This window comes from Bradyrhizobium canariense (assembly GCF_019402665.1).
Lineage (GTDB): Bacteria > Pseudomonadota > Alphaproteobacteria > Rhizobiales > Xanthobacteraceae > Bradyrhizobium > Bradyrhizobium canariense.
This window is the reverse complement of sequence record NZ_VSST01000005.1, coordinates 1-13,437: the sequence shown is the minus strand read 5'-3', so window position 1 is coordinate 13,437 and position 13,437 is coordinate 1. Positions and strand designations below refer to the sequence as shown.

General features: G+C 64.4%; 13 protein-coding genes. 3 read left to right on the top strand and 10 right to left on the bottom strand.

Features of this window, described 5'->3' with window-relative positions:
* Window positions 1-36: 36 nt before the first annotated feature.
* The 3 genes from pstS to FXB41_RS01875 form a co-directional block, all read right to left on the bottom strand.
* The gene (gene pstS / locus FXB41_RS01885) at window positions 37-1,050 is read right to left on the bottom strand and encodes a phosphate ABC transporter substrate-binding protein PstS (RefSeq protein WP_007597882.1); all 1,014 of its coding nucleotides are present in this window, start codon (window positions 1,048-1,050) and stop codon (window positions 37-39) included.
* Between the two features lie 143 nt (window positions 1,051-1,193).
* Window positions 1,194-2,492, bottom strand: a complete 1,299-nt coding sequence (locus FXB41_RS01880) for an ATP-binding protein (RefSeq protein ID WP_007597885.1) — start codon at window positions 2,490-2,492, stop codon at window positions 1,194-1,196.
* Window positions 2,493-2,525: 33 nt separating this feature from the next.
* On the bottom strand, window positions 2,526-3,581 hold the full coding sequence (locus tag FXB41_RS01875; protein ID WP_007597887.1) for a putative bifunctional lysylphosphatidylglycerol flippase/synthetase: 1,056 nt from the start codon (window positions 3,579-3,581) through the stop codon (window positions 2,526-2,528).
* A 349-nt stretch (window positions 3,582-3,930) separates the two neighbouring features.
* Between FXB41_RS01875 and FXB41_RS41410 the strand changes: the two genes are divergently transcribed.
* Entirely contained in the window at window positions 3,931-4,062 is a 132-nt protein-coding gene (locus FXB41_RS41410) for a hypothetical protein (RefSeq protein ID WP_283843401.1), read from the top strand.
* A gap of 27 nt (window positions 4,063-4,089) precedes the next feature.
* On the opposite strand, the gene FXB41_RS01870 is transcribed toward FXB41_RS41410, so the two are convergent.
* From FXB41_RS01870 to FXB41_RS01855, 4 genes are all read right to left on the bottom strand, one after another.
* A complete protein-coding gene (locus FXB41_RS01870) occupies window positions 4,090-5,022 on the bottom strand; it encodes a haloalkane dehalogenase (RefSeq protein WP_007597888.1) in 933 nt (310 codons plus the stop codon).
* Window positions 5,019-5,609 (bottom strand): TetR/AcrR family transcriptional regulator, encoded by a 591-nt coding sequence (locus FXB41_RS01865; RefSeq protein ID WP_007597889.1) that lies wholly within the window; start codon window positions 5,607-5,609, stop codon window positions 5,019-5,021. The genes FXB41_RS01870 and FXB41_RS01865 overlap by 4 nt, the downstream gene beginning before the upstream one ends.
* A gap of 120 nt (window positions 5,610-5,729) precedes the next feature.
* Window positions 5,730-6,026, bottom strand: coding sequence for a hypothetical protein (locus FXB41_RS01860; protein WP_007597890.1), 297 nt, complete (start codon window positions 6,024-6,026; stop codon window positions 5,730-5,732).
* 2 nt (window positions 6,027-6,028) lie between these two features.
* The gene (locus FXB41_RS01855) at window positions 6,029-7,423 is read right to left on the bottom strand and encodes an OmpA family protein (RefSeq protein WP_007597891.1); all 1,395 of its coding nucleotides are present in this window, start codon (window positions 7,421-7,423) and stop codon (window positions 6,029-6,031) included.
* A 164-nt stretch (window positions 7,424-7,587) separates the two neighbouring features.
* On the opposite strand from FXB41_RS01855, the gene FXB41_RS01850 reads away from it, so the two are divergent.
* Complete coding sequence (locus FXB41_RS01850) at window positions 7,588-8,646, top strand: polysaccharide deacetylase family protein (protein ID WP_007597893.1); 1,059 nt, start codon at window positions 7,588-7,590, stop codon at window positions 8,644-8,646.
* 221 nt (window positions 8,647-8,867) lie between these two features.
* A complete protein-coding gene (locus FXB41_RS01845) occupies window positions 8,868-9,668 on the top strand; it encodes an SDR family oxidoreductase (RefSeq protein WP_007597897.1) in 801 nt (266 codons plus the stop codon).
* A gap of 165 nt (window positions 9,669-9,833) precedes the next feature.
* Here FXB41_RS01845 and boxB read toward each other — a convergent pair whose 3' ends face one another.
* From boxB to FXB41_RS01830, 3 genes are all read right to left on the bottom strand, one after another.
* Window positions 9,834-11,285 (bottom strand): benzoyl-CoA 2,3-epoxidase subunit BoxB, encoded by a 1,452-nt coding sequence (gene boxB / locus FXB41_RS01840; protein WP_007597900.1) that lies wholly within the window; start codon window positions 11,283-11,285, stop codon window positions 9,834-9,836.
* A gap of 179 nt (window positions 11,286-11,464) precedes the next feature.
* Window positions 11,465-13,153: a 2,3-epoxybenzoyl-CoA dihydrolase gene (boxC, locus tag FXB41_RS01835; RefSeq protein WP_219679060.1), complete on the bottom strand. Its 1,689-nt coding sequence runs from the start codon at window positions 13,151-13,153 to the stop codon at window positions 11,465-11,467.
* 73 nt (window positions 13,154-13,226) lie between these two features.
* Window positions 13,227-13,437: alpha/beta fold hydrolase (locus tag FXB41_RS01830; RefSeq protein ID WP_219679057.1), on the bottom strand; the 211-nt coding region annotated here is incomplete at its 5' end.

Here is a 13,437-nt window from a genome sequence, read left to right as displayed (position 1 = left end):
GCGGCGCATCGCATCCGGGGCACGAGCGTCGCGAAGCTAGCTCTTGATTTCGGCAGCCCAGGTCTTCTCGATCAGCTGAACGACCGGGTCCGGCATCGGGATGTAGTCGAGCTCTTCAGCCGCCTTGCCGCCGTTCTTGAAGGCCCAGCGGAAGAACTTGATGGCTTCCTGCGAGGCCGCCTTGTCGGTGGCGTCCTTGTGCATCAGGATGAACGTCGCCGCCGTGATCGGCCAGGACTTCTCGCCGGGCTGGTCGGTCAGGATGACGTAGTAGCCGGGAGCCTTGGCCCAGTCGGCGTTGGAGGCGGCCGCCTGGAAGGCTTCGACGGTGGGCTGCACCGGCTTGCCGGCCTTGTTGACGAGACCGGTGTAGGTCAGCTTGTTCTGCTTGGCATAGGCGTACTCGACGTAGCCGATCGAGTTCTTGGTCTGGCTGATGTTGCCGGACACGCCTTCGTTGCCCTTGGCGCCGACGCCGACCGGCCACTCGACCGCGGTACCCTCACCGACCTTGCTCTTCCAGTCCGCGCTGGCCTTGGCGAGGTAGTTGGTGAAGTTGAAGGTGGTGCCAGAGCCGTCCGAACGGCGGACCACGGTGATGGCCTCCGAGGGCAGCTTCACGTTCGGGTTGAGCTTCTTGATCGCGGCGTCATCCCATTTGGTGATCTTGCCGAGATAGATGCTGGCCAGCGTCTCGCCGTCGAACACCATCTCGCCGGGCTTCACGCCCTCGATGTTGACGACGGGAACGATGGCACCCATCACCATCGGCCACTGGACGAGGCCGTCCTTCTCGAGCTGCTCGGCCTTGAGCGGCGCGTCGCTGGCGCCGAAGGTCACGGTCTTGGCCTGGATCTGCTTGATGCCGCCGCCGGAGCCGATCGACTGGTAGTTCAGACCGTTGCCGGTCTCCTTCTTATAGGCGTCAGCCCATTTGGAATAGATCGGGAACGGGAACGTCGCACCGGCACCGGTGATATCGGCAGCAAAGGCCGCCGTCGTCGATGCGGCGACGATGCCAGCAGCGACGAGTGTTTTGAGGAAATTCATGCTGGTCTCCATACAGGGGAGCGAAGCGCCATCCGCGCCCGATCGCGCTCCCCGTGCCGCCCCTTTAGGAGCGGACAGCTGAGCTTTTACGAAGGTTTGGTGACAGTCGGATGACAGCGTTAAGCAGCTGAAATCGCTGGAATTTAGCTCAGAGCCGCAGGCTTGCCCTGGGGGAAACAGGCGGTGAAAGTGGCGCCCTGTTTGGGCACGCTTTCGATCAAAAGCCGGCCGCGATGGCGGTTAAGAATATGTTTCACCAGCGATAATCCGAGGCCGGTGCCGCCCTGCGAGCGGCTGTCGCCGACATCGACCCGGTAGAACCGTTCGGTCAGCCGCGGCAGATGCTCCGGCGCGATGCCGGGGCCGAAATCCCGGACCAGGACCCGGATTTCCTGAGTTCCATCAGGGGCGGCGCCTGGCATCAGCGACACGATGACGCGACCGCCCGCGGCGCCGTATTTGAGCGCGTTCTCGATCAAATTCTCGAACAGGCGGAGCAGCTCCTCGCGGTCCCCCGCGATCAGTACCGGGGTCTCAGGGAGCTGGGTCTCGACCTCGACCTGGCGTTCCCGCGCCAGCGGCTCGAGCCCGTCGGCGACCTGCAAGATGATCGGCAGCAGGTCGACGAGGGTGTCGGGCCGCACATGGGCCGACAGCTCCACCCGCGACAGCGACAGCAGATCGTCGATCAGCCGCGCCATCCGGGTGGCTTGGTTGTGCATGATGCCGAGGAAGCGCTCGCGCGCCTTGGGATCGTCCTTGGCCTGCCCCTGAAGCGTGTCGATGAAGCCGGACAGTGCGGCCAGCGGCGTGCGCAGCTCGTGGCTGGCATTGGCGACGAAATCGGCCCGCATCTCCTCGACCCGACGCAGCGGCGTCTGGTCGTGAAAGGTCATCAGCATGCATTTGTCGGCGCCGCCGAAGGTGGTCGGCACCGGCACCGGCGTGATGGTCAGCTCCATCCAGCGATCGACCGGGACATGGTCGAGATAGGTCGCGCGCCGCGGCTCGGTGGTCGCGATCGACTCGCGCAGCGCCGTGATGATCTCGGGCGAGCGCAGCGCGAACTGAGCGAGCTCATTTCGGCGCAGCGCCGGCGCGAGCTGGGCGGCTGCGGCGTTGAGATGGATGACGCGGCCGGCGCGGTCGAGCAGCACCGCGGGATCGGGCATGCCGGCAACCACCGCGGCGACCGCCGCGCTCTCGACCGGGTTGACGCGGCGGGTCTCTTCGCGCGAGGCGGCAGTATCGTGCAGGCGCCACGGGATCAGCGCTGCGGCCGCGACGCAGAAGAACACCGCAATCGCATGCAGTGCCGACAATTCGCCCAGCGAGACCACCACCGACAGCGCCAGCGCCGCGGCGATCAGGATGACGGTCGAGTGCCGCAGCCGGTCGGACCAGGGCTGGGAGGAGGGAGAAGATGGGGCGTCGATCGCCATCGGGGCGGGCTTCTCCAAAGGACGTTGCGCCGGTCAGGCGCCGCTGTCGCTGCGCTTTCTCACGTAAGCGGCTTTAGGCGCGGGCCCGGGGTCGAGCTTGAGCGCCGCCTGCTGCAGGCGCTTCGATCGTGCGCCGATGATAACTTCGCGAAACGTCAGCAAGATTACAGATATGACGAAAGGGGACAGATAATAGAGGACGCGGAACAGCAGCATCCCGCCCAGCAGCTCCTCGCGGTCCATCTGCCAGAGCCCGACCAGCATGGCCGCGTCGAACACGCCAAGGCCTCCGGGCGAATGGCTGGCAAAGCCGAGCAGCGTGGCCGAGACGAAGATCACCGCGACCACCACGAAGCCGAGATTGGGCTCGTCCGGGACCAGCACGTACATCGCCAGCGCGCAGAAGCCGAGATCGATGATGCCGATCGCGATCTGGAGCAGCGTCAGCGGGCCGCCCGGCAGCATCACGGTCCAGGGCCCGCGGCCGACCATCCGGGGCTGGGTCCAGACCCAGACCACGTAGGCGACCAGCCCGACGATGATCATCATCGCCAGCATCCGGTTCAGCCACGGCGGAAGCATGTCGATCGAGGCCGCGGCCTCCGGATGATAGGAGATGCCGAGGCCCAGCACCGCGGCATTGCCGAGCCAGAAGGTCAGGCCGGCGAGGAAGCAGATCTTTGCGACGTCGATCGCGTTCAGGCCGTAGGCGGAATAGATGCGGTAGCGCACCGCGCCGCCGGTGAAGACGCTGGCGCCGACATTGTGGCCGATCGAATAGCTGGTGAAGGCGGCGAGCGCGTTGATGCGATAGGGGACGTGGGCGTGGCCGATCGCGCGCACGGCGAACAGGTCGTAGAAGGTCAGCGTGAAATAGCCCGCGGCGACGAACAAAGCCGCCAGCGCAATCTGGCTCGGCTCGGTGCTCTTGATCGCTTCGAGGACTTCGTTGACATCGATGCCGCGCAGCATGTGGTAGAGCACATAGCAAGCGATGCCGATGACAGCGACGCTGATCACAACTCCAAGCTTATGCAGGATTTGCTTCTGGCGCAGAAACGTCATCGCTCTGCGTATGGCTTCCAGCATCTAGACCTCGAACAACGCTTCAGCGGCCGGGGTGGCCAGCGAACAGGCGGACGACGCACGGGCACTCGACGAATCCTCGTCAGCGGCTCCGGCATCGCGCATGCCCCCTGCCCCTCCACTAGCGCGTTTTGGGGCGGAGTGGAATTCGACAATTCGAACAAAAAGTCGTGGCTTCAAGGTTTTAGGCAGGTTGCGGGCTCCTGATGCACGGTTTGGCGCTTTCGGCGGCAAGCCTGACGCGAATCTCCATGGCAATCCTGCGCAGACGCCATGAAGTTTTGATGATTTCGGCCGTACAATGTTCCGTCGCGGCTTAAGTCGAAATCAATCTATGGGCGGGATTCCGCTGTTGAAAGAGGGTCGCTCCGCGCGCGGCCGCTGCGGCGCGCACGATTACGTGGCCGACGGCTCGCGCTCGATCATCCGGTTGCACTGCGACATCACAGACGTCATCGCGGCCGCCGGCCAGCGGCCGCGATGAGCATGTCGTTCGGAGGTAGCGTTCTGCTCAGGCCGCAAGCTGCGGGCGCACCGCCTCGATGCCCGCGATCCAGCCGGCCACGGAGCGCCCGATCGCCTCGGGGTGATCCTCCTGGAGGAAATGCAGGCCGGCGCCGAGACGAACCAGCGCGCAGTGCTTCAGGGAGGCTGCAAACCGTTCGGCAAATTCCGGTGCGACCAGAGCTCCGGGCTCGCCGGTGAACAGGAGCTTTGGATAGGACGACGCGGCCAGCGCTGCATGCGCGGACTGGAGCGCCTCATAGACGTCAGCAGGCTCGCCTCCGATCGGCAGTTCGCGCGGAAGCGCAAGTACGGGCCGGCGGCTCTCCGGCGTCGGGAACGGCGTGCGATAGGGCGCCATCTCGTCCTCGCTGAGCTTGCGCACGATGCCGCCCGGCAGCACGCGCTCGACGAAGGCATTCGCCTCGAGGATCATCGCCTCGCCCTCGCCCGGCGTCCTGAATTTACGGAAGGCCGCCCGCGCCGCCTCGGCATGCTCCTGCTCTTCGGCAACCTCGGTGTCGTGGAAGTCCTGCCAGGTCGGCATCGGACGGATGAACTCCATGAAAGCGAGGCCGCGCACAAAATCCGGGCGGCGCTCCGCAAGATGAAATGCGAGCGCCGTGCCCCAATCCTGCGCGACCAGATAGGCCGACGTAAGGCCGCGCTGTTCGATGAAGGCATCGACATAGCGGACGTGGTCGAAGAAGCGGTAGTCGATGTCGGGCTTGTCGGACTGACCGAAGCCGATGTTGTCGGGCGCGAGGCAATGCGCGACCGGTGACACCAAGGGCATGATGTTGCGCCAGATGTACGAGGAAGTCGGATTGCCGTGCAGGAAGAGCGCGACCGGCGCGTTCTGCGCGCCTGCCTCACGATAGGCCATGCTGCTTCCGAGGACGGACGCTTTGCGAATCTTGATCTCGATCTGCTTGGTCATGTCAGCTCCTTGAACACGGTTTGGAATGCGATGGTCTTGAAACGTTCGAGCGCTTTGGGATTGCGGTCGACCTTCATGCGCAGGATCGCGCCCTGCCAGGACGCGAGCAGGAAGTCGGCGAGCTCCTCAGGCTCGAAATCGGAGGCAATCTCGCCGCTGGTTTGGGCATCCCTGATGCAGGCGGCGAACGGCATGCGCCATTCAGCAAAGATGGCCGCGAGGCGCCCGCGCAGCATCTCGCTGCTGCCGGTCGCCTCCAGACTGAGATCGCCAATCAGGCAGCCGCGGCCGTAGCCGTCCGCTTCGAGCCGGCCAGTGATGATGTCCAGGTAGCGCTTCAGCCGCGCCCGCGGGGTCAGCGAGGTGTCGTCGAGCGCCTCGGCGACCAGCGCCCTTGTGATCTCGAAGTAGCGGTCGAGCACCTCGGAGGCGAATGCTTCCTTTGAGCGGAAATGATTGGTGAAGGACCCCTGCGGCGCGCCCGCAGCAGTGGTGACGTCGCGCACGCTGGTGCCGTGATAGCCGGTCCGAAACATGACCTTCAGGCCGGCGTCGAGAATGGCGTCTTTGAGTGAGGGCTTTGGCATGGCGTTATAATACGTACGTACGTATTGATGTCAAGCGCCACATCCTCGCCCTTGAAATCTGATGGCGGAGCAGGTGATGAGCGCGATAGCGGGCGCGCGTTTGCCTCTCAGCTCAGCCGCTCAGGCCGGCGGCATGCTGCGCGCGACCACCCGATCGCGCAGCCAGGCGCCAATGGCGCCGCCGACGAGATAGCAGGCGAACATGATCAGGCCGAGGTCGAGCCAGTAGCCGAAGCGGCCGGGGACCACATGCGCGAACGAGGCCGCGACCAGGCCGGCAACAAACACGGCGAGCCAGCGCGCGGTCACCTTCGAGGTGCCGTTGCCGCGTTGGACCACCGAGATCCAGCCCATGCAGAAGCCGAGTAGCAGCGAGCCGATCAGCCAGCCCAGATGGAACGAGACGAGATAGGGCATCGTCACCTCACCAGAAATTCGATGCGGCGGTTCTGCGCCTTGGCGTCTTCGCTGTCATTACCGGCGACCGGCTGCGTGCTGCCGTAGCCGACCGCGGTGAAGCGGCTGGCAGGCAGGCCAGCCTTGACCAGATAGTCGATCACCGCCTGCGCGCGCTTCTCCGAGAGTGCCTGGTTGAAGGAATCCTCGCCGTCGGCATCGGTATGCCCGGCGACCTCGATATTTGTGGTGGGACAGCGCAATGCCGTCTCGATCAGATGATCGAGAATGCCGGCGGAATCCGGATCGATCTCGGCGCGCTTCGCCCCGAAGCGAATCTTGGCCTTGGCCAAAAGCTCGGAGAACAATTGCTGGCACACGGTGCCGTCGACCGGCCCGGCCGCGGGTTTCACCGTGATTTCCGGCTTGTACTGCCAGTTTTTCGGAAAATCCTTGCCGAGGCTTGCGCGGATGTCGTTGGCGGCACCTTCATAGAGCGCATCGCCCGACAGCTTCACCTCGCGGTCGGACACGACGAGCGTGCCGGTCGACAGTCGCGACAGCGCGCCGAGCGCCGCGACCACGGCGGGGCTGAAGGAGCCGGGCGCGCCGACGCTGGCCTTGAGATTGTCGACGATTTTTTCGTTGAAGAATTTCCGCGACGCGCTGGTGGCGATGGCCGCGTGGACATTGTTGTCGGGAACATAGCCGGTCAGCGTCACCGTCGCGGCCACCGGATCCTTGTAGGCCTGGAAGACGTAAGGCGGCGCCTTGACGTCGTTGGCGGCGATCGAAAAGCCCTCGGGCAGGTTTTTCAGCGCCGCTGCGACCGCTTCGCGGCCGCCGAGATCGCGCGCCATCCCCGACAGAGTGACTTTGGTGTCCGTGATCGTGATCTTGCCGTCCTTGAGCTTGCCGATCTGATCGAGCAGCAGCATCGCAGCCGCCTCGAACCGCGGCGGTGCACCGCGCGCCAAACCCATCTGATCGGCCACCTCGGTACCGGCGACCTCCTTGCGGGCCGCCTCAGTCAGGCGGCCCTTCATCGACGGCAGGGGCGCGGAGCCTGACAGCGTGACCCGCACCACGTCGCGTTCGGCGTTCCAGACGAAGGGCTTTGCCTCGGGCACAAGGCGGGTCCGGTCGTCGACCAGGCGCACGCCGGGCACGGTCTCGACCGCCACAACAGCGTCGCGGCGACCCTCCTCGGAAAACGCGTCCGCAGCCAGGCTGACGTCGCGGCCGTCCACCGCGATCCGGGTCTTGTCCAGAACGGTGTCCTTCAGAGCCGCCGAGCTGCGGGCGGAAAGGTCCGCCTCGACCGGCAAAGTGTTATTCCAGGCCGCAAATCCCCACATGACGGCCAGGGGGATGAGCCCCGGCCACCATTTGCTGGCCCACCTGAAAAGCTTCTGCATTCGACGACCCGAACTCTGGAACCGGAGACAAAACAAACCCTTGGCGGGCTGTCAAACCGGAAATGACGCCCTTCCGAAGGCCGGGCGTGGACAATTGGAATAACTTTTTCTTCAAGGGTTCTTCCGTAAGTTGAAGGCGGAATGCCAAAGTCCGCCAGCGGGTCATGAAACAACTCCGTAACAACGTCATCCGCGCCGGGCTGGAAGCACTCTATTTCAGCGGCGCCCACCACCTGTTGCGGCCGCTTTTGTCGGGCGTCGGCGCCATTTTCATGCTGCATCACGTGCGGCCGGCCCGCGCGGCGGCGTTCCAGCCGAACAGGCATCTCGAAGTCACCCCCGAATTCCTGCGCGCGACCCTGCGTCATCTGCGCTCGCGCGAGATCGACATCGTCAGCATGGACGAGCTGCATGAGCGGCTGGTGCGGCGCCGGTTCGACCGCCGCTTCGCCGCCTTCACGCTCGACGATGGCTATCGCGACAATCTCGATTTTGCGCTGCCGGTTCTGCGCGAATTTGACGCGCCTCTGGCGGTCTATGTCGCCAGCGATTTCGCGGAGGGCACGGGCCGGCTGTGGTGGGAGGCGCTGGAGGCCGTTATCGCCAAGACCGAGCAGATCGAGGTGACGATCGGCAATGCCGCGCTGCGGCTCGATGCGACGACGCCAGCCGCCAAGCAGGCGGCGTTCGACCGCCTGCACGACTGGTTGCGCGCGCTGCCCGGCGAGCACGATCTCAAGCGCGAGATCGAGGCGCTCTGCACGAAATACGGCGTCGACATGGCCGCGCTGTGCCGCAGCCTCTGCCTGTCCTGGGAGGAGGTGAAGACATTTGCCGCCGATCCCCTGGTCACGATCGGCGCGCATTCCGTCAGCCATTGCAATCTCGCCAAGCAAAGCGAAGCGATCGCCACGCAGGAGATGGCCGTGAGCCGCGCGCGAATCGAGCAGGCGCTGGGCCGCAACGTTCAACATCTGGCCTATCCCTATGGCGATCGCGAGGCGGCGGGCGAGCGTGAATTCGTGCTCGCTGCATCCGCCGGCTTCAAGACCGCGGTGACGACGCGGCCCGGCATGCTGTTCGCCGAAAACGCCGGCCACATGACGGCGCTGCCACGGGTCTCGCTCAACGGCAATTACCAGGACACGCGGATTCTGCCGGTGCTGACCTCGGGCGCTGCGACCGCGATGTGGAACGGCTTCCGCAGGATCGCGGCGGCGTAGTTTCGAATCTCCTCTGTCGTCCCGAATTCAGCCGTCGTCCTGGCGAAAGCCAGGACCCATTGCCACCGCTGTCCATTTTGCGACGCGCTCGGGCCACAGCTCATTCAAACAACTCTATCCTGGGGTAATGGGTCCTGGCTTTCGCCAGGACGACGATGCGGCGCCTTCCTTGACTCCCCTCCCCACCCCGCCCACAACCGGCGCAAACAAAGGGAGGCACCATGTTCAACGATCTGTTCTCGCTCAAAGGCCGCGTCGCACTGGTGACCGGCGGTTCGCGCGGCATCGGCAAGATGATCGCGGCGGGATTTCTCAGCGCGGGGGCCGCGAAGGTCTATATCACCGCGCGCAAGGCCGGGCCTTGCGAAGCCACCGCGAACGAGCTGTCAGGCCGATATGACGGTGAGTGCATCGCGCTGCCGATCGACATCTCGACCGTCGACGGCTGCGACAGGCTCGCTGGCGAAATCATCAAGCTGGAGCCGAAGCTCGACATCCTCGTCAACAATGCAGGGGCTGCCTGGGGCGCGGAGTTCGACGAATTCCCCGAAAGCGGCTGGGACAAGGTGATGGACCTCAACGTCAAGTCGCTGTTCTTCCTGACCAAGGCGCTGGCCAAGCCGCTGCGCGCGGCGGCTTCGCATGAGCGGCCCGCCAAGGTCATCAACATCGCCTCGGTTGACGGCATCTTCGTCAATCCCGGCGAGACCTACTCCTATGCCGCGAGCAAGGCCGCGGTGATCCATTTGACGCGGCGCATGGCGACGAAACTGATCAAGGACAACATCAATGTCACCGCGATCGCGCCCGGCGCGTTCAAGTCAGACATGAACCGGGCTGCGCGCGACCATTCGGAGGATGTCGCCAAGCGCATTCCGGCGCGGCGAATCGGAACCGACGAGGACATGGCCGGCGTGGCGATCTATCTCGCCTCGCGCGCGGGTGACTACGTGGTCGGCAACACCATCGCGGTGGATGGCGGCGTGGTGTACGCGAACGCGGGGCTGGAGATCGCGGGGTAGGGGCTCGAGCCCGCCGCGCGGACAGTGCGCTCCCTCGCCCCGTTCTTACGGGGAGAGGGAGCGCACTGTCCGCGCGTGAGATTGTCGCCGCACCTGTACCCCCTCACCCGGATCGCAAGAGCGATCCGACCTCTCCCCGCAAGCGAGGAGAGGTGAAGAAGATACCTACGACTCGATCCTCACATACTCGAAATCGCCGGGCTTGTTGTCGATGCCGACTTTCGGCGGCGAGATCCAGGAGGCGAACTGGCCGGTCTCGGTGACGGGCTGCATCAGCGAGGTGATGAAGTCGCCGTCGGCGGTCGATGGCAGCCATTCGTCCTTGCGCTTCGCCCAGGTGGCGTCGTCGATCAACAGACCATCCGGCGTCGCGTGGATGCCCTTGAACTCGCCGATATGGCGATGGAAGGCGACGTTGGGCAGCTTGAGCTGAAACTGGTAGCCCGCGGTCGAGATCACCTTGTTCCAGCGCAGCATGCCCTTGACGCAATCCTGGCTGTAGTCGTCGCGCAGGCGCATGTTGAGCGCGGTGAGCGCCGGCTCGTCCACCAGCTTGATCTCGCCGTCGATGAACTTCAGCACCGGATAGGTGGCGTTCTTGAGCTGATGATCGTCGTCGATCTGGGTCTCGTGATAGCGGCCCTTGATGCCGGTGTTGAAGGCGTTCGCCGCGTTGGTGGAGACTTCCGAGCCAAACAGATCGAGCGACAGCGTATAGTGCAGGTTCAGCTTCTTCTGGATGGTCGGCAGGTCGATCACGCCGAGCGCGCGGACCTTCGCGATGTCGGTGGGATCGGTGATGCCGGCTTCGCGCATCGCATCGCAGGTGCGCTGCACGACGCGGGTGATGCCGGTCTCGCCGACGAACATGTGGTGCGCTTCTTCCGTCAGCATGAAGCGGCAGGTGCGTGACAAGGGATCGAAGCCGGACTGCGCCAGCGAATGCAGCTGCATCTTGCCGTCGCGGTCGGTGAAATAGGTGAACATGAAGAAGGACAGCCAGTCCGGGGTCGCCTCGTTGAAGGCGCCCAGCATGCGCGGCGAGTCAGCGTCACCCGAGCGGCGGCGCAACAAATCGTCAGCCTCTTCACGTCCGTCGCGCCCGAAGTACTTCTGCAGCAGGTACACCATCGCCCAGAGGTGACGGCCTTCCTCGACATTGACCTGGAACAGATTGCGCATGTCGTACAGCGAGGGCGCGGTCTTGCCGAGGTGGCGTTGCTGCTCGACGGAGGCAGGCTCGGTGTCGCCCTGGATCACGATCAGACGGCGCAGCATGGCGCGATATTCACCCGGGACTTCCTGCCAGGCCGGCTCGCCAAAATGCTCGCCGAACGGCACGACCCGGTTCTCTTCCTGGGGAGCAAGGAGAATGCCCCAGCGATACTCGGGCATCCGCACGTAATCGAACTTGGCCCAGCCGCGCGGATCGACCGAATAGGCGGTGCGCAAGTACACCAGCGATTCCTGGAAGCCTTCCGGCCCCATGTCTTTCCACCAGTCCATGTAGCCGGGATGCCAGCCCTCCAGCGCTTTGAGCACCTGGCGGTCTTCGGCGAGATTGACGTTGTTCGGAATCTTGGTCGAGTAGTCGACGTTCATGATGTTCATGTTCATGGCCGTGCTCCTTGGTCTGTCTTCTGTCCCGGACGCTGCGCAGCGCGAAGCGGTGCGCTGCAGAGCCGGGACCCATTGTTCGGTCCACATGGGTCCCGGTTCTGCGCAGCGTCACCATAGCGCGTTGAAGACGCGCGTTGCGCTTTTGGTGCCGCAGCGCGCCCGGGACACGAGAATCGTTACACCCGCGTCATATCGAATTTCGGCTTCTGGCCGCTGCCGTAGCGGCGCAGCGCGCCTTCCTCGCCGACCGCGTTCGGGCGCTGGAAGATCCAGTTCTGCCACGCGGTGAGGCGCGAGAAGATTTTCGATTCCATCGTCTCGGGGCCGACGAAGCGAAGGCTCGCTTCCATGCCGGTGAGGCTGTCGGGCGAGAAGCTGGCGCGCTCTTCCAGGAACACGCGAACTTCATCATCCCAGTCGATGTCGTCGAGCGCGAAGGTGACGAGGCCGAGCTCTTCGGCCTGCTCGGCGTCCAGCGCCGTTCCCATCGTGGCTTCCGCGCGTTCCACATCGGACGGATCGGCCTGGAAGCGCGACTGAAGCCGCGTCAGGCCATGACTCATCGGATACGGGCCAAAATTCATCGCTGACAGTTCGATCGACGGCGGCGGGCGGTTGTCGCCCTGGCGCGTACCGATCAGCATGTAGGAGCGGTCGGCGGCGAAGACGAATTCGGCGAGCGTGCCGGCAAAGCAGGAGCCGGGCTCGACCAGCGTCACCAGCGTCCGCGAGGTGACGTCGATGCGCTTCAAGACACGCTTCCAGTAGTGCCTGATTTCGTTGACCAGCCAGTGCGCCTTGTTGGCTTCGAGGAAGGCGTCGCAGGCGAGCACATGGGCGCGGTCGCCATGGCTTTTGAACACCAGCATGGCGATCTCGAGCTCGTTGATGCGCAGATGCAGGATGGCGTCGTCGAGTTCGCGCGCGACCTGAAGCGGCCAGAACGCGACACCCTGCGCCATCATGCCGTCGATGTCGGCGGGCGGCGCGGCTTCAGGCGCCTTGATCGAGATCGTGGCGATCCGCGCCGCGCGGTCGATATCGACCGTGACAAAGCCGTAGCGGATGCTGGTCTCGTCGATGATGCGCTTGAGCGGCGTCAGCGCGATGCCCTTGCCGCTGCCCTTGCGCTTCGAGCTGTCGGCGAATTCCCTCGCGCGCTCGGCAACCTTGCCTTCGAGCTTGCTGTTCGGCGCGATCTCGTCGACCAGGCGCCATTGCACGGCGCGCTTGCCCTTCACGCCTTCTTCGATGGTGCAGAAGAAATCGGCGTGATCGCGGCGCACCTTGCGCTTGTCGACCACACGGGTGAGGCCGCCGGTGCCCGGCAGCACCGCGAGCAGCGGCACTTCGGGCAGGGCAACGGCCGATGCGCCATCGTCGGCGAGCATGATGTAGTCGGTGGCGAGCGCGAGCTCATAGCCACCGCCGGCGGCCGAGCCGTTCACGACGGTGATGAAGCGCTGGCCGGAATTCTCCGACGAGTCTTCCATGCCATTGCGGGTCTCGTTGGTGAACTTGCAGAAATTGACCTTGTGGGCATGGGTCGAGCCCGCGAGCATGCGGATGTTGGCGCCGGCGCAGAACACCCTGTTCTTGGCCGAGCGCATCACCACGACCTTCACCTCGGGGTGCTCGAAGCGCAGGCGCTGAACCGCGTCGGCAAGCTCGATGTCGACGCCGAGATCGTAGGAATTGAGCTTGAGCAGATAGCCCTCGAACAGGCCGCCGTTCTCGTCGACGTCCATGGTCAACGTGGCGACGTCACCGTCGACCGCGAGCTTCCAGTGCCGGTAGCGGGACGGCTCGGTCTGGAAATCGATGAATGTCGCGCCGCCTGAGAGGCGTCGATCTTCCCCGGCCATGGGCCACCCTTGAGTTCGTTTTGGTTTTACCGTTAGATGCACAATAATGCATATTATTGCGCGCGTCTAGTCCTTAACGGCTCCCACATGCATTTTGTTGCATGTCATCTCGTAAGGCCGCTTCTGCAAATTGCTCAATCGCATCAAGCGTCGCTGCCGGAGCTTCGCGATGCGGAGAATGCGCCGCGCCTGAAATGACTTTCAAATCGACCGGGCAATAGCATTCTTGCTGCGCGATCTCAGCCTGACGCAGCGTCCCGTATTGGTCGTCCACGCCTTGAAGG